Genomic DNA, 19007 nt, shown 5'->3' on the forward strand with positions numbered 1-19007 from the left:
GCGGTGCGCGGCGCGGGTGGCACGGGTGGCACGGGTGCGCGGCGTACCGGCTGCTCAGCGCGGCGTCAGCGGGCCGCGCGCCAGCTTGTGCTGTGCCGACTGCGCCACCGGCCGGATCGTCACCAGGTCGAGGTTCACGTGCGGCGGCAGCTCCACCGCGTGCACGATCGCCTCGGCGACGTCGTCGGCCACCAGCGGCTCCGGCACGTCGTCGTACACCGCGGCGGCCTTCTGCTCGTCGCCGCGGAACCGGGTGAGCGCGAACTCGTCGGTCTTCACCATGCCCGGCGCGATCTCGACGACCCGGATCGGCTCGCCGTTCAGTTCGAGCCGGAGTGCGCCGACCAGGGCGTGCTCGGCGAACTTCGCCGCGTTGTAGCCGCCGCCGTTCTCGTACGCGACGAACCCGGCGGTGCTGGTCACCGTGACGATGTCGGCTCCCCCGGACACCCGAGCCCGGTCGCGCAGGTGCGGCAGCAGCGCGGAGACCACTCGCTTCGTGCCGATCACGTTGACCTCGAACATGGCGCGCCAGTCGTCGACGTCGGACTCCTCGACGCTCGCCGAGCCGAACGCCCCGCCGGCGTTGTTCACCAGGACGTCGGCGCCGCCGAGGTCCGCGACCCGCGCGGCGAGCGCCGTCACGTCGTCGGCGTCCGTGATGTCGGCCACCAGGGTGTCCGCCCCGGTCTGGGCGGCGAGCGCTTCGAGCTTCGCGGTGCGGCGGGCCACGGCGAGCACGTCCCAGCCCCGCGACCGGAACAGCCGGACGGTGGCCGCCCCGATGCCCGAGCTCGCTCCGGTGACGACTGCGCGCCGTGCTGCCATGTGATCTGCCTCCTGCGTCGGTGACCGGAGCACGTGGTGGCCCGGTCCGTCCACCGTACCGAGCGGGACGGTTCCGGCACCGCACCAGGCCGTCCAGGTCACGATCCGGTAACGTGACCGGCGATGACGACGGATGCCGCCCCTCCCGCCCCCTCGGCCCCGGCGACGCAGCTCGAGCCCGGTCGAGCCCCGCGCCGGATCCCGATGTGGGACACCGCGCGCTTCGTCGCGGTCACGCTCGTGGTCATCGGCCACGCGATCCAGCGGCAGACGCCGGCGAGCGAGCACGCCCTGGCGCTCTACACGTTCATCTACGCGTTCCACATGCCGGCGTTCGGCGTGATCAGCGGGTACTTCTCGTCGGCGGACACCCCGACGGCGAAGCGGATGCGCCGGACGATCACGGACATCGTCGTGCCGTACATCATCATGCAGACGATCTGGACCGTGGTGCAGGGCATCGTCGAGGGCGGCAAGGACTTCAACCCGACGCAGCCGACGTGGACCCTGTGGTTCCTGCTGGCCCTCGGCATCTTCAAGCTGATCCTGCCGTACCTGGCGCAGCTGCGGTGGCCGCTGTTCTGGGCGGTCGTGTTCAGCATCGGCGTCGGGTACTTCGACAACGTCGACTCGACGCTCTCGCTGTCCCGTGCGATCAGCCTGCTGCCGTTCTTCCTGCTCGGCTGGCAGGTCAAGCAGTGGGGCGTCTTCGACCGCTGGTACGAGGCGTCGCGCCGCACGGTCGTCCGGGTGCGGGTGGCGGCCGCCGTGGTGTTCGCCGCGTGGGCGGTGTCGTGCGCGGTCTGGATCCCGCAGTTCAAGGAGTTCGACCTGCACCACTGGTTCTTCTACGACGACTCCTACTCGGGGCTCGGCGAGGACGCCTGGTGGGCCGGCGCGGTGCGCTTCGGCCTGATGCTGCTCGCGACGCTGCTGACGGCGTCGTTCCTGGTGCTCATCCCCCGCCGGAACGTCTGGATCACCCGGTTCGGCGCCGCGACGATGTACGTCTACCTGCTCCACACGTTCGTGCTCTACCCGATCCGGGAGTCCGGCGTCCTGGCAGGCGAGCACTCGGCCTGGCCGTTCGTGCTGCTGATGGTCGTCATCGCCTGCGTCGTCAGCCTCTTCCTGGCGCAGCCCTTCGTGCGGCGCGGGATGCGCTGGCTGCTCGAGCCGAAGGTCGACTGGCTGTTCCGCCGCGACGCGGCGTAGCGGTGCCACCCCGCACCGTGCGCGTTCCTCCGGCCCGTGCGAGCTTGCCCGTCCCGTGCGGCGCGGCAGCTCCGCACCGGACCACCGACCTCGCACCGTCCGACGGAACCCCGCACCGTGCGCGTTCCTCCGGCCCGTGCGAGCTTGCCCGTCCCGTGCGGCGCGGCAGCTCCGCACCGGACCACCGACCTCGCACCGTCTGACGGTGACAGCACGGTGCGGACGGACGGACGGCCGGGAGGCCCGCGGCGCCTCGAGCGCGCGCGTTACGTCCCGAGGCGGGTGCGCTGGTGTGGACCCGGCCACCTGCGTACCGTGACCGGGGACGCAGCGCCGCACGTGCCTCCCGGCCGACGGCGCGACCGCACGAGAACCGCACCCGACAGGAGCACCGATGAGCACGAACGACGCCGCCGCCTGGCAGTTCGAGACCACCCAGGTCCACGCCGGCGCGCAGCCGGACCCGACCACGGGGGCCCGAGCGACGCCGATCTACAAGACGACCTCGTACGTCTTCGCGAACTCGGACGAAGCGCGCGACGTGTTCGCGCTCGCCAAGCCGGGCAACATCTACTCCCGGATCACGAACCCGACGAACGACGTCGTCGAGCAGCGGATCGCGGCGCTCGAAGGCGGTTCGGGGGCCCTGCTCGTCGCGTCCGGCCAGGCTGCCGAGACCTACGCGGTCCTGAACATCGCCGGGGCGGGCGACCACATCGTGTCGTCGTCGTCGATCTACGGCGGCACGTACAACCTGTTCAAGTACACGCTGGCGAAGCTCGGCATCGAGACGACGTTCGTCGAGGACCAGGACGACCTCGAGGAGTGGCGCCGCGCCGTCCGCCCGAACACGAAGCTGTTCTTCGCCGAGACCATCGGCAACCCGAAGATCAACGTCCTCGACATCACCGGGGTCAGCGACGTCGCGCACGAGTCCGGTGTCCCGCTGATCGTCGACAACACGATCGCGACGCCGTACCTGATCCGTCCGTTCGAGCACGGTGCCGACATCGTCGTGCACTCGGCCACGAAGTTCCTCGGCGGACACGGCACCGTCATCGGCGGGCTCATCGTCGACGGCGGGACGTTCGCGTGGTCACAGCACGCCGACCGGTTCCCGGAGTTCAGCACCCCGGACCCGTCGTACCACGGTGCGGTCTTCACCGAGGCCGTCGGCGACGCACTCGCCTACATCGTCAAGGCCCGGGTGCAGCTGCTCCGTGACCTCGGCGCCTCGAACTCGGCGGACACGGCGTTCGCGCTGCTGCAGGGCATCGAGACCCTGTCGCTCCGCATCGAGCGGCACGTGTCCAACGCCCAGGAGATCGCCGAGTGGCTCGACCAGCACCCCGACGTCGCCACCGTCGCCTACGCGGGCCTGCCGACGTCGCCCTGGTACGCCGCAGCCAACCGGTACGCGCCGAAGGGCGTCGGTGCCGTGCTGTCGTTCGAGCTCAAGGGCGGGGTGCCCGCGGGCAAGGCGTTCGTCGACAACCTGCAGCTGTTCTCGCACCTGGCGAACATCGGTGACGTCCGTTCCCTCGTCATCCACCCGGCGTCGACCACCCACTCGCAGCTCACGCCCGAGCAGCAGCTCACCACCGGGGTCACGCCCGGCCTGGTGCGACTGTCGGTCGGCATCGAGAACATCGCCGACCTGAAGGCAGACCTCGAGGCCGGGCTCGCCGCTGCCCGGGCGGTCGCGCAGGAGAGCCAGCGCGCGTAGGGCTCGCCGCGCCGCCGGCACCACTCGCTCGATGCGTGTGCATGTTCCGACGTCCCACGTGTCGATCGACGCGTGGGACGTCGTTCGTTGCACACGCATCCGGTACGTGTGCATGATGCGACGATCCACGAGTCGAACAACGCGCACGATGTCGGAACATGCGCACGCACGGGGGCGGCACCCGCGGCCCGGGGCGCGGCCACGCGCCGGACGTGACGTAACACGGCAGCGGCGACCCGCGCCTCCCGGCAGACTGGACGCACCATGGACTGGCAGACGACCCCCGAGGACTCCGTGCCGTCCACCCTGGTGCCCGGCACCGAACTCGGCACCCTGGGCAAGCCGCCCGTGACCGGCGCCTGGCGCCCCGGTGACCACCCGGGTGCACGGCACTTCGCGTCGCTCGGCGAGCAGTGGGTGCGCGGCGGCCGCCTGCCGTCCGTGCGCGTGGCGTACGAGACGTGGGGCACGCTCAACGCGGCTCGCGACAACGCCGTGCTCGTCCTGCACGCGCTCACCGGGGACTCGCACGTCACGGGGCCCGCCGGCCCCGGACACCGCACCGCCGGCTGGTGGGGCGACGTCGTCGGACCCGGCCGGGCGATCGACACCGACCGGTGGTTCGTGATCGCGCCGAACATGCTCGGCGGCTGTCAGGGCACCACCGGACCGTCGTCGGTGTCGCCGACGGGCGCGGAGTGGGGTTCGCGGTTCCCGTTCCTGACGGTGCGGGACCAGGTCGAGGTGCAGGCGCAGCTCGCCGACCGGCTCGGCATCGACACCTTCGCGGCCGTCGTCGGCGGATCGATGGGCGGCATGCACGCCCTCGAGTTCGCGGTCTCGCACCCGGCGCGGGTCGGGCGGCTGGCGGTCCTGGCGTCGACGGCGCAGACCACCGCCGACCAGATCGCGGCGAACTCGCTGCAGCGGGCGGCGATCCAGATGGACCCGGCGTTCGCGGGCGGCGACTACTACGAGGCCGACACCGGCGAGGGGCCGCACCGCGGACTGTCGTTGGCACGGCGGATGGCGCTCATGACCTACCGGGCCTCGGACGAGCTGAACAGCCGCTTTGCGCGGTCCTGGCAGAGCGACGTCTCACCGCTCGGCGACGACGGACGCTTCTCGGTGGAGAGCTACCTCGACTTCCACGGCAACAAGTTCACCCGGCGGTTCGACGCCTCGAGCTACGTGACGCTGACGTACGCGATGGACTCGCACGACGTCGGTGCCGGGCGCGGCGGGGTGGCGGCGGCGCTGGCGCTCGTGACCGCGCGGACCCTGGTCGTGGGCATCTCGAGTGACCGGCTGTTCCCCGTCGAGGACCAGCACCGGATCGCCGCAGGCGTGCCGGACGCGCTCGACGGTGACACCGCGGCGGTGATCGAGAGCGAGTTCGGACACGACGGGTTCCTCATCGAACACGAGCAGGTCGGGGCGCACCTGCGGCGGCTGCTCGAGTCCTGAACCGGTGCCGCAGAGCGCGGGCGGCGCGCCGAAGACCCCCCAACGGGTGGCGCGCGTGGAATGATGGCGTGGAGCTCGGCACTGACCGACGCTCGGTTTCCCGCTCCACCCAGATCGTCACCAACCAGGACATCGATGGACTTCATCGCACAGGAACGCGACCGCTTGCTGCGGTCGGCGACCCGTGTCGTGGGCATCGTCTGCGCGCTCGTCAGCGTCGTGGGCATCGTCTCCGCTGCAGCCGTGCCCGTGCCGGTCCTCGTCGGCGCACTCCTGTGCATCGCCGCGATGATCACCGCGCTGGTGTGCTTCGGCCGCGGCGGCGAAGTGTGGTGGACCGCCGCCGTCGTCGTCGCCGGGCTCGCCACCATGGTGCTGCTCTTCACCGGCGTCGACGACACGGCCCGGCCGCTCATCGCCAGCGCCGTGATGCCCCTGGCCGCCGGCGGGCTCTCGGCACCGCTGATGGCGCAGCGCGGGCACCCGTTCGGGCTCGGCATCACCATCGCCGGAGGCGGCGTGGTCGTCGTGCTCATGGTCTGGGGTTCGGGTTCGATCCTGTCGACCCCGGTCAGCGGCGCACTGCTCGGGTGGATCCTGATGGCCGTCGTGGCGATCTGGATCTCGCGCAGCATCCCCCGCGTGGCCCGCCGGATCTACAGCATCGGCACCGCCCACCGCGCCGAACGGCAGGCCAGCGAGACCGAGGCGCAGCGACGCCAGGGTGCCCGCCTGCTGCACGACACCGTGCTCGCGACCCTGACGCTGCTCGCCCACTCCGGCGTCGGCGTCTCCGAGCAGGCGATGCGCGAGCAGGCCGCCGAGGACGCCCGGCTGCTGCGGCACCTGCGCCTCGGCGCGACCCCGCAGCCCTCGCAGTCCGGCGACTACTCGCTCACCCGCGAAGAGGAATCACCGCTCGGGCAGACCCTCGAATCGGTCAAGCAGCGCTTCGGCCGGATGGGCCTCGAGGTCAGCTGGCACGGCACCGGGCAGGTCCTGCTGCCGTCGAACGTGCTCGACGCGTTCCTGCTCGCACTCGGCGAGTGCCTGGAGAACGTCCGTCGGCACGCCGGCGTCGGCGAGGCACACGTCACGATCGTCCACGACAACGAGGTCGTCCGAGCCATGGTCACCGACTCCGGTGTCGGCTTCGACCTGACCACCGTCAGCGCCGAACGCCTCGGGTTCAAGGAGAGCGTCGTGAACCGTCTGCGCGAGGTCGGCGGCGACGCGAAGCTCTTCTCCGCGCCGGGCTCCGGCACCACCGTCGTCCTGGAGGCACCGCGATGAGCCGGATCCCCGAGGACACCATCGGCCGCAGTCTGCCCGGCGAGACCGCTCCGCCGGCGCCCCGCACCCGTCGCGAGGCGCGCGAGCGCTACCGCACGAGCGAGCGCCGCCAGGCCCGAGGACTCCCCTCGACGTCCACCGGCGCCCGGTCCCTGCGCCAGGCCGCCAAACCAGGCGCGTCACTCGGTGCCGGGTACCTGGGCCTCGGCGCCGCGATCCTCACCGCGATCGAAGCCGTCGCCGGCATCGCGTTCTTCCTGGTGCGCTGGAACGAGTACTCCGACCCGTTGCTGCCCACGGTCGCCTGGGTGCTCTACATCGTCGCGGCCGTCGGGGTCGGGCTCAGCGTCCTGACCTACGGCGAACGGCTGACGGGGCCGGCGTTCGCGCTGATCTGCGTCGTGCTGGCCTGCGTGGTCACGCTCGACTTCATCGGCATCTGGCCCGAGCACGACATCGCCCACACCGCGAGCGCCTCGATGGCAGCCGGGTTCGCGTTGCTGCCGATCGCCACGCTCCGACCCGCCCGCGAGGTCGCCGCCGCCATCGGCGTGCTCGGCATCGCGTTCGTGGTGATGGCCGTCGTGTCGACGCCGATCACGCACGACACCCTGCCCGGCATCGTGTCCCTGCTCTCGCTCGTCGTCGTGCCGCCGTCGCTCGCCCTGTACGTCGTGCAGCGGTTCCGCCAACTCGTGCAGCGTGAGCTCGACCGGGTGCTCGTGCAGAGCAACGTGCAGGCGCCGCAGTTCGCCGTCGGCATGCTCGCCTCGGACGAGCTCGCCCGGCTCGACCTCGCCGCCGAGAAGCTGCTCGACGCCGTCGCGAACGGCACCGACCCGCTGCCGTTGTCCGACGCCTCGAGCTCCGTCGCCGCGTCCCTCGCCACCGAGCTCCGTCTGCACCTGATCGAGGGCCGCCGTGAGACCTGGCTCTACCACGCGATCACCGAGTCCGACCACCTCGGTCGTTCGGTGAGCGTCGCGGACCCGACCGCCCTGGCCGGACACCTCTCCCCCACGCAGCGCGACGGCCTGCTGCAGGCGATCTGGCAGATGGTCGGCGACGGCCGTACCGCGCAGCCCGGCATGCCCGTCGTCTCGGTCACGCTCGGCCCGATCGGCTCCGACGGCCACCCGGTCAGCGACGACACCATGGACGTGCCCGTCGTCATCGAGTCCCGCGGGGTGCCCCGGCGCAGCCTCGGCCCGACGGCCTGGAGCGCCCTGCAGCGCATCGGCCAGTACACCGAGACCGTTCGCGACGGCACGCTGCACATCGTCGCGCACTGCGTCGTGAACCGACATCCGTCGATGTAACTGTCGGACACCAGCACGCCTCACCCGCTTCCGGCCGGGATCCTCCTAGGATCGGCCGAGCAATCCGCACCGAGAAAGGACGCCAGCATGGCGACTCCAGAGGAACCGATCCGACTCGCACTGGTCGACGACCACAGGATGCTCCTCGGCGCGCTCACGGAGTGGATCCGGAACGCCGCCGACGACATCACCCTGGTCGCCGCCGTCACGACCTGGCCGGAGCTCCTGACGAGCCCCGCGTTCCCGGTCGACGTGGTGCTGCTGGACCTGGACCTCAAGGACTCCATCCCGGTGTCGCTGAAGATCTCCACGCTCAAGACCGCCGGCGTCAAGACCGTCGTGATGAGCACCTACTCCGAGCCGAACGTCGTGCGCGAAGCCCTGGGCGCCGGCGCCCTCGGCTACCTGGTCAAGAGCGAGGACGCCGACATGATCGTCGAGGCGATCCGCTCCGCCCAGCGCGGCGAGCAGTACGTCTCGGCCGAGCTCGACCTCGCCATCAACAGCGGCGACGTCGGCGGCGTCCCGAAGCTCAGCGCGCAGGAGCGTCGCGTGATGGCACTGTACGGCGGCGGCGAGCCCGTCAAGAGCGTCGCCTACCAGCTCGGCATCTCCGAGGAGACCGCGAAGAGCTACCTCAAGCGCATCCGCGAGAAGTACCGCGTCGCCGGTTTCGACGTCGGCACGAAGGTGGCGCTCCGGAAGCGTGCCATCACCGACGGCATCATCGTGCAGGACGGCAGCCCCCTGGGGCTCTGACGCGGGTCGCGTCGCGCATCGAGTGAGCAGAACACGACGGGTCCCGTCACGGAACCCGACGTCTTCTGCTCACTCGGGGCGGTCTTCCGCGCCACGTGACGGACGGGAGGCCCGTGGCGGCGCCGCCACGGGTCTCCCGTCCGGTGGGTGCGTACGCGCACCCCGCGTGTCAGGCCGTCGGGACCGGTGCGGTGATCGGACCGGTGGACGGCGACGAGGAACGGACAGCGCGTCGGGTGCTCCGCCGTTCGACGGCGTAGCTCGCCATCGTGACGAGCACACCGAGCAGCGCCAGGCCGATGCCGAGCCAGCCCGGGGCGAGGAACCCGAAGCCGGCCGCGATGACGGCGCCGCCCAGGGCCGCACCGATCGAGTTGCCGATGTTGAACGCCGAGTGGTTCAGCGCCGCGGCGATCGTGCGCGCATCGCCCGCGACGTCCATCAGGCGCGACTGCACCGCCGGCGGGATGGCCGACGAGGTCGCCCCGAGCAGGAACGCGCCGAGCAGCATGCCCCAGAGCCACTGCGCCGTGAGGACCGTGATGAGCAGGGCGCCGATGAGCGAGAACATGCCGACGTAGATGGTGCGCTTCACGCTGTGGTCGGCCAGGTGTCCGCCGAGGACCCCGCCGACGACCATGCCGATGCCCACGACGACGAGCACGATCGGCACGAACGACTCCGACATCCCGGTGACGTTCTGCACGAGCGGCGAGATGTACGAGTAGACGGCGAAGAAGCCACCGAACCCGACGGCGCCGAGGCCCATCACGATCCACACCTGGGGCACGCGGAACGCCCGGAGCTCACGGCCGATCGTGGCGTGCTCGTCGCGGGCGCTCTTCGGCACGAAGGCCGCGACGGCCAGGAACGTCAGGGCGAACAGTGCGGCGACGACGCCGTACGCGACCCGCCAGCCGGCCATCTGGCCGACCCAGGTGATCGCGGGGACACCGACGACGTTCGCGACCGACAGACCGAGCAGCACCATGGCGATGCCCTTGCCGCGCTTGCCCGGACCCATCATGTCGCCGGCGACGATCGAGGCGATGCCGAAGTAGGCGCCGTGCGGCAGCCCGGCCACGAAGCGGGCGACGAGCACCAGGCCGAACGAGGGCAGCAGGGCGCTCGCGATCGTCGCGACGACGAAGCCGACGAGCAGCACGAGGATCAGGCCCTTGCGCGGGAACCGTGCGGACATCGCCGCGATGGTCGGCGCACCGACCACCACCCCGAGGGCGTACGCGCTGACCAGCCAGCCAGCGTGGGCGATCCCGGCGTCGGGGTCGATGCCGTACTGCTCGGGGAGCAGGGCCTGCGCGATGTTCGGCAGCAGACCCATCGCGACGAACTCGGTCGAGCCGATGGCGAAGCCACCGAGGGCGAGCGAGATGAGCGCGAGGGTGCGACGCGCAGGCGTGAGCTGTGACATGGGGCCTGTTCTGTGCGGGAGGGAGATAGAACTGTCCGCAGTGCGGGACCGCGGCGATCGGGAACGCGGCGACGGCTGCAGCCGGTTCGGCAGACCGGTCCGCGCAGTGCGTGCGTGCGTGCGACGGTCGATCACGCCGTCACGACCGGAGGTGCCGGTCCGGGTTCAGCGACGAACGGGACGGTCCGGGCGGCGTCGTGGGTGACTGCCGCGACGACCCGGTCTCAGCAGTGTAGACCGCTCCAAAGGGCGAACGGAAGCGCACGCAACTACAGTGGCCGGAACGGGCCGCGCTCCCGGCCGGGCGCTCCTGGCGAGCACCGAGGCGCTGCGGTCGAACGATGCGCACGACACGGACGGGGGCGGTGGACCGGTGAAGCGGAGGAACAGAGCGGGCTTCTCTGGCGTCCTGGCGGTGAGTTCACTGCTGCTCGCAGCCTGCTCCGGGGTGCCCGCCACGCCGAGCCCCGGAGACGTCCAGCAGGGATTCGTCGGAACGTGGGCACAGGACGACCGGGGGCAGTCGGTGCTGGTGCTGGACGAGGACGGCACATTCCGGGCACAGGACTTCCCCGCTGCCCTGGTCTGCGACGGCTCGGGGAACGGCGGGTACCAGCTCGACGCCTGCAGGTCCCGCCCGAGCACCGTGTCGGCCGACGGCACATGGACCGTGGCCGAAGGGCAGTTCGGCGTGGTCCGGCTCGACAGTGGCGAGAAGTCGTTCGCCACCGCGTACCAGCATCACACGAGCTTCTTCGGCCATGACTTCGTGCTCGGGTTCTACACGGGGTCACTCGAACGGCCGGAGCCGGACTACGTGTTCGAGCGGGTGCAGCAGCGCGCGGAAGGCGTGCACGGGGCGCTCGAGCGCTGAGGGCACCGCCCCGACCCGTGGCGGTCAGGCTGCGCGGCGACCCTGCCCGGCGACACCGCTCGACGCACCCTGCAGCTCGGGCAGCTCGTCACGGTGCACCCATCCGGTGCCGCACTCCGCGCAGCTCGCCCAGGCGTTCTCGCCCTGTTCGTCCGTGTCGATGACGACCGTTCGCAGGTCGCAGTCGGGGCACCAGCCGTCGTGCATCATCACGCGCTCCTCATCGTCGTCTCGGAGGCCACCGGAAGTGGCTCGATCCCGACCATGAGACACCCGGCCACCGACATCCGAGGGACCGGTCCGGCGTGTCGGGCGACGGCGCCGCGGGCTACTCGCCGAGCGCGGCCTCGAGCCGTTCGAGCTTGCCGTCGATCTCGCCGGTGTGCCCGGGGCGGATGTCGGCCTTGAGCACGAGCGACACCCGCGTGCCGTACGCACCGACGGCCTCAGTGGCGCGCTTGACGACGTCCATGACCTCGTCCCACTCCCCCTCGATCTCGGTGAACATCGACGAGGTGCGGTTCGGCAGCCCGCTCTCGCGCACCACGCGGACAGCGGCCGCGACGGCATCGTGCACGGATCCGTCGGACGTTGCAGCGGGACCACCGGACGGAGCGACGGAAAAGGCGACGATCATGCGTCCATCCTGCCCGGCTCGGGCTGGTCGCGCACGGACGGCGACGAGCGCGCCGGCACCCGTCCGGGCCCCGCAGCCCGCCCCATCCGCACCAGCACGACCACGCTCCACACCAGGATCGCGACCTCGAGTACGTTCCGCACCGTGAGCACCACGAGGATCCACGGCTGCACGCCGAGCAACTGGTCGTAGTAGCCCGGGTAGATCACCTGCGTGAGCAGCGCCATCGGCAGGGCGGTCACCGCGATCGGCACGAACCGGCGCGCACTGGGGGTGCCTGCGGCGAGCCCCCACACGATCGGCACCGCGAACCAGCCGATGTACTGCGGCGACCCCACCTTGTTCGTCGCGATGAGCGCGGCCACGAACAGGAGCGCGAGCACCGGCGCGAGCTCGGCCCGACGGGCACCGCGGCGGGCGGCCCAGAGCGCGAGCACGACCCCGGCCACCACGACGACGGCCATCAACGGCGTCGACACCGCGGCGGCGGCGGACGTGCCGGCACCGGACACCTCGAAGGTCAGGATCTCCTGGTTGTAGAACACCGCTGCCCCCGGAACGCCGGAGGCTGCGGCCCACATGAACGGCGTCGCGAGCGGCGACTCGATCTGCAGCGCGCGACCGGTCTGCTCGCCGATGAACGACAGCAGGAACGGCGCACCACCCCACAGCACGTCGACGAGCACGATCAGCGCACTCAGCACCAGCGCACCGGCGAGCACGCCACGGCGATGTCCACGACGCACGAGCAGCAGCACCGCGACGAGTGCCGCCGGCCACACCTTCGTCCACGCACCGGCGGTGAACAGCGCGGAAGCGACGGCCGGCCTCGAGGCCACGAACGCCACCCCCACCAGCGCGAACGCCGTCGCGACGGTGTCGATCCGGCCCAGTGCGATCGGCCCGAGCACGAGCAGGAACAGCAGCCACCACCAGGCGACCCGCACGCCGTGCACGCCGAAGCGGTCCGACGACCCCACGCGCGCCCGGAACCGCCACAGGAACGCGCACGCCGCGGCGTCGAGCAGCACCATCAGCAGCAGCCAGCCGGTGCCGATCGACTCGACGCCCCCGAGGGCCGCTGCGGCCATCGGCACGATCGCCAGGATCGGGTACACCCACGCGCCGTCGATGCCCACCCAGAAGTCCGCGCTCCGCCCGGTCTCGATCCAGCGGCTGTAGGTGATGGTCACGTCACCGAGCGGCAGGTTCGCCGACACGAGGGTCAGCCACCACAGGAAGCCGTGCACGGCGACGAACGCCAGGACGAAGCCGGCGAGTTCGAGCCACCGGGTCGAGGTCCTCTGCACCGGACGAGCGTAGCGGCAGGACCGGAGACGATCCCCGCCACGGACTCAGGGTCTCCCGAGCATGACGTGTCACCGTTCAGCTCGTGACCTCCGACACCCCGCGCAAGCGCCGCAAGGCCGTCATCTGGATCTCCGTCATCGCCGCCGTCGTCGTCCTCGGCGTCGTCGGAGCGGTGGTCTTCACGAACGTCTACACGAGCAACGAGAACGCGAAGGCCTCGGCCGCCCCGTCGGTCGCGGCGACGCGCCAGGCCTCCACCCTCGACGACACCGACCTGTCCGGCGAGTGGACGGTCGGCGGCGACTCCGAGGCCGGGTACCGCGTCCACGAGGTCCTGAACGGCTCCGACGTCACCGTCACCGGCCGCACCGACAGCGTCTCGGGCACCGCGACCGTCGACGGCACGAGCATCACCGCCGCGAAGATCACGGTGCAGGTCGGCGACATCACCACCGACTCGGACCAGCGCGACTCGTACTTCCGCGACTCCGCCATGGACACCGCGGCTTTCCCCGAGGCCACGTTCGAGCTCACCGCACCGATCGCGGACGCGGTGCCGAGGGGCTCCGACACGACGACCGTGACGGCTCCGGGGAAGCTCACGCTGCACGGCGTCACGAAGGACGTCACCGCGAAGCTGCAGGTCGGCCTGAACGGCGACGGCGTCGACATCTCCGGCTCGGTCCCGATCACCTTCTCGGACTACGGCGTGCAGGCGCCGAGCCTGGGGTTCGTCAAGGTCGACGACGCCGGTTCCGTCGAGTTCCTGGTGCACGCCACCCCCGCGACCTGACGTCCGCGACGCGCGTCACGCCCGTGACGTGACCGCCGAACCCACTGCGTTCGCATCCGTCGACAGAACACGCGTCGATCACCTCGTGGATCGTCGGAAGGTGCACGCGCACCGACCGCTACCCGCGCGCATCCCCGTCCACGACGAGGTCCCGGACGACCCCGGGCAGCTCGGCGATGAGCGTCGTCATCGGGAACGGCCCGCCGCCGGACGCCCGTCGCGCCGCGAGCCCGTGCACCACCGCGGCCGACGCGGCCAGGTGCGCGAGGTCCGACGGCGTGAGCGACGAACCGGCAGCCTCGACGGCGCCCTGCCGCGCGGCGACGAGTGCCCCGAGGACCCCGCCGAGCACGTCCCCGGCGCCGGCAGCGGCGAGCCACGGCGTCGCCGAGGACGCCACGAGCCGCACCGACCCGTCCGGGGTGACCACGTGGGTCCGCTCCCCCTTGAGCAGCACGACGCTGCCGGACCGCTCGGCCGCACGGAGCGCCGCGGCGGCCGGGTCCTGCTCGATGTCGGCGCGATCCGCCCCCAGGAACGAAGCGAGCTCACCGGCGTGCGGTGTGAGCACGGCGAGCGGCCCGAGGTCGACGAGCGGGATCGCCCCGGCGTCGACGACGACCGGGACGCCGTCGTCAGAGGCGTGCGAGAAGCCCGACGCCGTCGCCTCGTCCAGGTCGCCGAGCGACGACGCCGAGATGCCGGAGCCGACGAGCCAGGCCTGCACGCGGCCGACGCCGGACACGACCTCGGGGCGGCGGGTGAGCACGTGGTCGGTGGCGCGTGCAGGTCCGACGTACCGGACCATGCCGACGCCGGTGTGCACGGCGGCGTCGACCCCGAGCACCGCGGCGCCGGGGTACTGGTCGGACCCGGTCGCGATGCCGAGCACCCCGCGCCGGTACTTGGTGGACTCCCCCGTCGGCGCGGTGACCCACGCGGCGGCATCGGACGGTCGGACGGGCACGAAGTCGTTCACCGGCCCCACGTTACGGTGGAGGCCATGAGCCTGTTCCTGCCTGGTCGCGTGGTGGTCTTCGACTACGGCGAGGTGATCAGCCGGACGCCGCACGCCTCGCGGGACGCCCTGGTGGCCGCCACCGGTGTCCCGGCGGAGGAACTGTTCCCGGTGTACCAGGAGCTCCGGCACGACCTGGACCGCGGCGACCTGTCCGTCGTGGCGTACTGGCGTGCCATCGCGGAACGGACCGGACGGAACTGGAGCATCTCCGAGATCCACCGGTTCTGGGCGATCGACTTCACCGGGTGGTTCGAGGTCGAGCCGGAGACCCTCGACATCGTCGAGGAGCTGCACGACGCCGGCACCCGCGTGGCGCTGCTCTCCAACGCGGGCTTCGACTTCGGCGACCCGTACCGACGGTCCCCGATGGGATCGCTGTTCGAGACCGTCGTGGTGAGCGCCGAGGAGCACGTCCTGAAGCCGGCGGCATCCATCTACCGCGACACCTGTGCGCGCTTGGGAATCGAGCCGGGTCAGATGGTGTTCGTGGACAACAGGGCCGAGAACGCCACCGGTGCGGAAGCGATCGGGGCGGTCGGCCACCACTACACGTCGCCGGCGTCGCTGCGGTCGTTCCTGACGGAACTGGCCGAGGCACCGGCACCCGTCCTCTGAGGAGCCCGCGTGACGCACGCCCTGTTCGACCCGATCACCGTCCGTGACCTGACCGTCCGCAACCGCATCTGGGTCTCCCCGATGTGCCAGTACTCGGTGGACCAGCAGGACGGCGTGCCGACCCCGTGGCACCTCGTGCACCTGGGCGGGTTCGCGAAGGGCGGTGCCGGCGCGGTCGTGGTCGAGGCGACGGGCGTCGTGCCCGAGGGACGGATCACCCCGCAGGACCTGGGGCTGTGGAACGACCAGCAGCGCGACGCCTACAAGCCGATCGTCGACTTCCTGCACGAGCAGGGCGCCGCAGCGGGCATCCAGCTGGCGCACGCCGGCCGCAAGGCCTCGACGTACCGCCCCTGGGACGCGACGCACGGCACCGTCCCCGCCGACCAGGGCGGCTGGACCACCGTCGCCCCGTCAGCCGTGGCGTTCGACGGCTACGACGTGCCCCGCGAGCTCGCGGTCGAGGACATCCGCGTCGTCGCGCTCGCCTTCGCCCAGTCCGCCCGCCGCGCGGTGGAGGCCGGGTTCGACCTGGTCGAGATCCACGCCGCCCACGGGTACCTGCTGCACCAGTTCCTGTCGCCGCTGAGCAACCAGCGCACCGACCAGTACGGCGGCTCGCTCGAGAACCGTGCCCGCGCGCTGCTCGAGGTCGTCGACGCCGTGCGTGCCGAGGTCGGCGAGGGCTTCCCGATCGTCGTCCGCTTCTCGGCCACCGACTGGGTCGACGGCGGGCTCACGCTCGACGAGACCACGGTCGTCGCCCGCTGGGCCGCCGAGCACGGTGCCGACCTGGCCGACGTGTCGACCGGCGGCAACGTCGCGAGCGCGCCGATCCCGGTCGGCCCCGGCTACCAGGTACCGCACGCCGCAGCGATCAAGCGCGACGCCGGCATCCCGACCATCGCGGTGGGGATGATCTCCGAGGCGTTCCAGGCCGAGCAGATCGTCGCGACCGGCCTGGCCGACGTGGTGATGATCGGGCGCGAGATGCTCCGCGACCCGTCGTTCGCGCTCCGCGCCGCGCTGGAACTCCGCGTGGCGGTCGACTACGAGCCGCAGCAGTACCACCGCGCGCGGATCACGGCGTAGACGGCGGACCGGATCTGTACGGTTCCACGGCTCCGAGCCCGCGCAGGCGGTACGATTGGCAGCACTGTGGACGATCCCCCGAATAGTTCTTCGCCTCACTCATCCGCCGCTCACTCGGTGAGCTGCACGTCATCCCTGTGCGCGAACGGGGGTGAATCATGAGTCCGATCGACATCGTCATGCTGATCGGCGGCATCCTGCTGACCCTCGGCACGGGTGTCTTCGTCGCGTCCGAGTTCGCGCTGGTGAACCTCGACCGGGCCGACGTCGAAGCACGGCGTGACCGCGGAGAGGCCGGCCTCGCACCGGTCATCGGCGCGCTGAAGGTCACCTCGACCCACCTGTCCAGCGCGCAGCTCGGCATCACGCTGACCACGCTGCTGACCGGCTACCTGCTCGAGCCCTCGATCGCGAAGCTGCTCGAGGCGCCGTTCCTGGCGATGAACCTGCCGGAGGGCATCGTCGAGACCGTCGGCTCGATCGTGGCGCTCGTCATCGCGACCCTGCTGTCGATGATCCTCGGCGAGCTCGTGCCGAAGAACTTCGCGCTGGCGCTGCCGCTGCAGACCGCACGGCTCGTGGTCCCGCTGCAGATCGCGTTCACGACGGTCTTCAAGCCGGCGGTCGCGCTGCTGAACGGCACCGCGAACGCCGTACTGCGGTCGATGGGCATCGAGCCGCAGGAAGAGCTCTCCGGCGCCCGCAGTGCCGAGGAGCTCACCTCGCTGCTGCGCCGGTCGGCGTCCGAGGGCTCGCTCGAGCAGGACACCGCGACGCTCCTCGAGCGCACCATCTCGTTCTCCGAGCTGAGCGCCAGTGACGTGATGACCCCGCGCCCCCGGCTCTCCACGATCCGGGTGTCCGAGTCCGCCGAGGACGTCATCGCCCTCGCGCGCAAGACCGGCTTCAGCCGCTTCCCCGTCATCGAGGAGGACGCGGACGACGTCGTCGGCATCGTGCACGTCAAGCAGGCCGTCGCCGTGCCGCGCGAGAAGCGTCCGGAGGTCCCCGTCGGGGCGCTCATGACCGACGCCGAGCGTGTGCCGGAGACGATGCCGGGCGACACCCTGCTCGCCGAGGTCCGTGGCCGCGGCTACCAGATGGTCATCGTCGTCGACGAGTACGGCGGCACCGCCGGGGTCGTCACGCTGGAGGACCTGATCGAGGAGATCGTCGGCGAGGTCTCCGACGAGCACGACCGCGCACGCATCGACGTGGTCCGCTCCCGAGACTGGCTGACCTTCCCCGGTCTGCTGCGTCCCGACGAGCTCGAGGACCGCGCCGGCGTGAAGGTGCCCGAGGACGGCCCGTACGAGACCGTCGGTGGGTTCGTCATGTCGACGTTGGGCCGTCTGCCCGTCGTCGGCGACGAGGTCCCGCTGGACGGCGGCGTGTTCCGCGTCGAGCGTCTGGACGGCCGCCGGATCGACCGCATCCGCTGGACCCCGACGCGCGAGCCGACCGACACGGCGGCCACCGCGATCATCATCCCGTCCACCAAGAGCACCCCGACCACCATGAAGGCCGCGGCCACCACGACGAAGGGCAGCACCCGATGAGCTCCGACTGGTGGGGCATCTTCTGGCTCGTCGTCCTGTTGCTGGGCAACGCGTACTTCGTCGCGGCGGAGTTCGCGGTCATCTCCGCACGCCGCTCGCAGATCGAGCCCCGCGCCGAAGAGGGCTCGAAGGCTGCGCAGATGACGCTGTGGGCGATGGAGCACGCCACCCGCATGCTCGCGACGACGCAGCTCGGCATCACGGTCTGCTCGCTGCTCATCCTGAACGTCTCCGAGCCGGCGATCCACCACCTGCTCGAGGTCCCGCTGCACCTGACCGGCTGGAGCGCCGAGGTGATCGGCACCGTGGCCTTCGTGTTCACGCTGCTGCTCGTGTCGTTCCTGCACGTCGTGTTCGGCGAGATGGTGCCGAAGAACATCTCGTTCTCGATGCCGGACCGCGCCGCGCTGCTGCTCGTGCCGACGCTCTGGTACATCGGCCACGGCCTGCACTGGGTCATCGTCGGCCTGAACGAGGTGGCGAACGCCGTGCTGCGACTGTTCCGCGTCGAGCCGAAGGACGAAGCGGTGAGCGCGTTCACGGTGGAAGAGGTGCAGACGATCGTGGAGCAGTCCCGCCGCGAGGGCACCCTGACCGACGACGGCAAGCTCGCCCTGGCGTTCGAGTTCACCGAGAAGAAGGTCCGTGACGTGGCCGTGCCGATGGCCGAGCTCGTCACACTGCCCGACGACGCCACCCCCGGTGACGTCGAGCACGCCGTGGCACAGCGTGGGTTCTCCCGCTACGTGCTCGTCGGCGAGGACGGCTCCCCCACGGGCTACGTGCACGTGAAGGACGTCATCGACCTGCGTCCGGACGAGTTCGACGACCCGGTGCCGCCGAAGCGCATCCGCCAGCTCATCTCGCTGTACACCGAGATGGACCTCGAGGACGCGCTCGCGACCATGCGGGCCGCAGGCCGCCACGTGGCGCGCGCGTTCGACGCGGACGGCCGCACACTCGGCGTGCTGTTCCTCGAGGACATCCTCGAGGAACTCGTCGGCGAGGTCGAGGACGCGACCCGACGCCGGTAGACGCTCCGGCAGGACGGACGGGAGGCGCGGTG

Annotated in this window: 18 protein-coding genes; 12 read left to right on the top strand and 6 right to left on the bottom strand. The window is 71.3% G+C overall.

The window, feature by feature from the left end; translation table 11 throughout:
* Positions 1-54 precede the first annotated feature (54 nt).
* The gene (locus H489_RS33255; protein ID WP_031260283.1) at positions 55-828 is read right to left on the bottom strand and encodes an SDR family oxidoreductase; all 774 of its coding nucleotides are present in this window, start codon (positions 826-828) and stop codon (positions 55-57) included.
* Between the two features lie 123 nt (positions 829-951).
* On the opposite strand from H489_RS33255, the gene H489_RS33260 reads away from it, so the two are divergent.
* The 6 genes from H489_RS33260 (at position 952) to H489_RS33285 (ending at position 8607) form a co-directional block, all read left to right on the top strand.
* Entirely contained in the window at positions 952-2043 is a 1092-nt protein-coding gene (locus H489_RS33260; protein ID WP_017888177.1) for an acyltransferase family protein, read from the top strand.
* 394 nt (positions 2044-2437) lie between these two features.
* Positions 2438-3769 (top strand): bifunctional o-acetylhomoserine/o-acetylserine sulfhydrylase, encoded by a 1332-nt coding sequence (locus tag H489_RS33265; RefSeq protein ID WP_017888178.1) that lies wholly within the window; start codon positions 2438-2440, stop codon positions 3767-3769.
* A gap of 264 nt (positions 3770-4033) precedes the next feature.
* Positions 4034-5236: a homoserine O-acetyltransferase MetX gene (metX, locus tag H489_RS33270; protein ID WP_017888179.1), complete on the top strand. Its 1203-nt coding sequence runs from the start codon at positions 4034-4036 to the stop codon at positions 5234-5236.
* 135 nt (positions 5237-5371) lie between these two features.
* On the top strand, positions 5372-6529 hold the full coding sequence (locus tag H489_RS33275) for a sensor histidine kinase (RefSeq protein ID WP_017888180.1): 1158 nt from the start codon (positions 5372-5374) through the stop codon (positions 6527-6529).
* Positions 6526-7848: a hypothetical protein gene (locus H489_RS33280; RefSeq protein ID WP_017888181.1), complete on the top strand. Its 1323-nt coding sequence runs from the start codon at positions 6526-6528 to the stop codon at positions 7846-7848. Before H489_RS33275 ends, H489_RS33280 begins: the two co-directional genes overlap by 4 nt.
* A gap of 87 nt (positions 7849-7935) precedes the next feature.
* Positions 7936-8607: a response regulator transcription factor gene (locus H489_RS33285; RefSeq protein ID WP_017888182.1), complete on the top strand. Its 672-nt coding sequence runs from the start codon at positions 7936-7938 to the stop codon at positions 8605-8607.
* 169 nt (positions 8608-8776) lie between these two features.
* On the opposite strand, the gene H489_RS33290 is transcribed toward H489_RS33285, so the two are convergent.
* A complete protein-coding gene (locus H489_RS33290) occupies positions 8777-10039 on the bottom strand; it encodes an MFS transporter (RefSeq protein WP_017888183.1) in 1263 nt (420 codons plus the stop codon).
* Between the two features lie 415 nt (positions 10040-10454).
* On the opposite strand from H489_RS33290, the gene H489_RS33295 reads away from it, so the two are divergent.
* Positions 10455-10913, top strand: a complete 459-nt coding sequence (locus H489_RS33295; protein ID WP_017888184.1) for a hypothetical protein — start codon at positions 10455-10457, stop codon at positions 10911-10913.
* A gap of 24 nt (positions 10914-10937) precedes the next feature.
* On the opposite strand, the gene H489_RS33300 is transcribed toward H489_RS33295, so the two are convergent.
* The 3 genes from H489_RS33300 to H489_RS33310 form a co-directional block, all read right to left on the bottom strand.
* Complete coding sequence (locus tag H489_RS33300; RefSeq protein ID WP_017888185.1) at positions 10938-11123, bottom strand: hypothetical protein; 186 nt, start codon at positions 11121-11123, stop codon at positions 10938-10940.
* Between the two features lie 118 nt (positions 11124-11241).
* A complete protein-coding gene (locus H489_RS33305) occupies positions 11242-11550 on the bottom strand; it encodes an MTH1187 family thiamine-binding protein (RefSeq protein WP_017888186.1) in 309 nt (102 codons plus the stop codon).
* Entirely contained in the window at positions 11547-12860 is a 1314-nt protein-coding gene (locus tag H489_RS33310) for a glycosyltransferase 87 family protein (protein ID WP_017888187.1), read from the bottom strand. Before H489_RS33310 ends, H489_RS33305 begins: the two co-directional genes overlap by 4 nt.
* Before the next feature lie 83 nt (positions 12861-12943).
* Between H489_RS33310 and H489_RS33315 the strand changes: the two genes are divergently transcribed.
* Entirely contained in the window at positions 12944-13654 is a 711-nt protein-coding gene (locus tag H489_RS33315; protein ID WP_017888188.1) for a YceI family protein, read from the top strand.
* Positions 13655-13772: 118 nt separating this feature from the next.
* Here the strand turns inward: H489_RS33315 and H489_RS33320 are convergent, their stop codons facing one another.
* On the bottom strand, positions 13773-14633 hold the full coding sequence (locus H489_RS33320) for an NAD(P)H-hydrate dehydratase (protein ID WP_017888189.1): 861 nt from the start codon (positions 14631-14633) through the stop codon (positions 13773-13775).
* 24 nt (positions 14634-14657) lie between these two features.
* Between H489_RS33320 and H489_RS33325 the strand changes: the two genes are divergently transcribed.
* The 4 genes from H489_RS33325 (at position 14658) to H489_RS33340 (ending at position 18975) form a co-directional block, all read left to right on the top strand.
* Entirely contained in the window at positions 14658-15290 is a 633-nt protein-coding gene (locus H489_RS33325) for an HAD family hydrolase (RefSeq protein ID WP_017888190.1), read from the top strand.
* Between the two features lie 9 nt (positions 15291-15299).
* Positions 15300-16382 (top strand): NADH:flavin oxidoreductase/NADH oxidase, encoded by a 1083-nt coding sequence (locus H489_RS33330; protein WP_017888191.1) that lies wholly within the window; start codon positions 15300-15302, stop codon positions 16380-16382.
* A gap of 158 nt (positions 16383-16540) precedes the next feature.
* Positions 16541-17941 (top strand): hemolysin family protein, encoded by a 1401-nt coding sequence (locus H489_RS33335; RefSeq protein ID WP_017888192.1) that lies wholly within the window; start codon positions 16541-16543, stop codon positions 17939-17941.
* Positions 17938-18975: a hemolysin family protein gene (locus H489_RS33340; RefSeq protein ID WP_017888193.1), complete on the top strand. Its 1038-nt coding sequence runs from the start codon at positions 17938-17940 to the stop codon at positions 18973-18975. Before H489_RS33335 ends, H489_RS33340 begins: the two co-directional genes overlap by 4 nt.
* The last annotated feature ends 32 nt before the right edge of the window (positions 18976-19007 follow it).

The sequence above is a fragment of the Curtobacterium flaccumfaciens UCD-AKU genome, from assembly GCF_000349565.1.
Lineage (GTDB): Bacteria > Actinomycetota > Actinomycetes > Actinomycetales > Microbacteriaceae > Curtobacterium > Curtobacterium poinsettiae.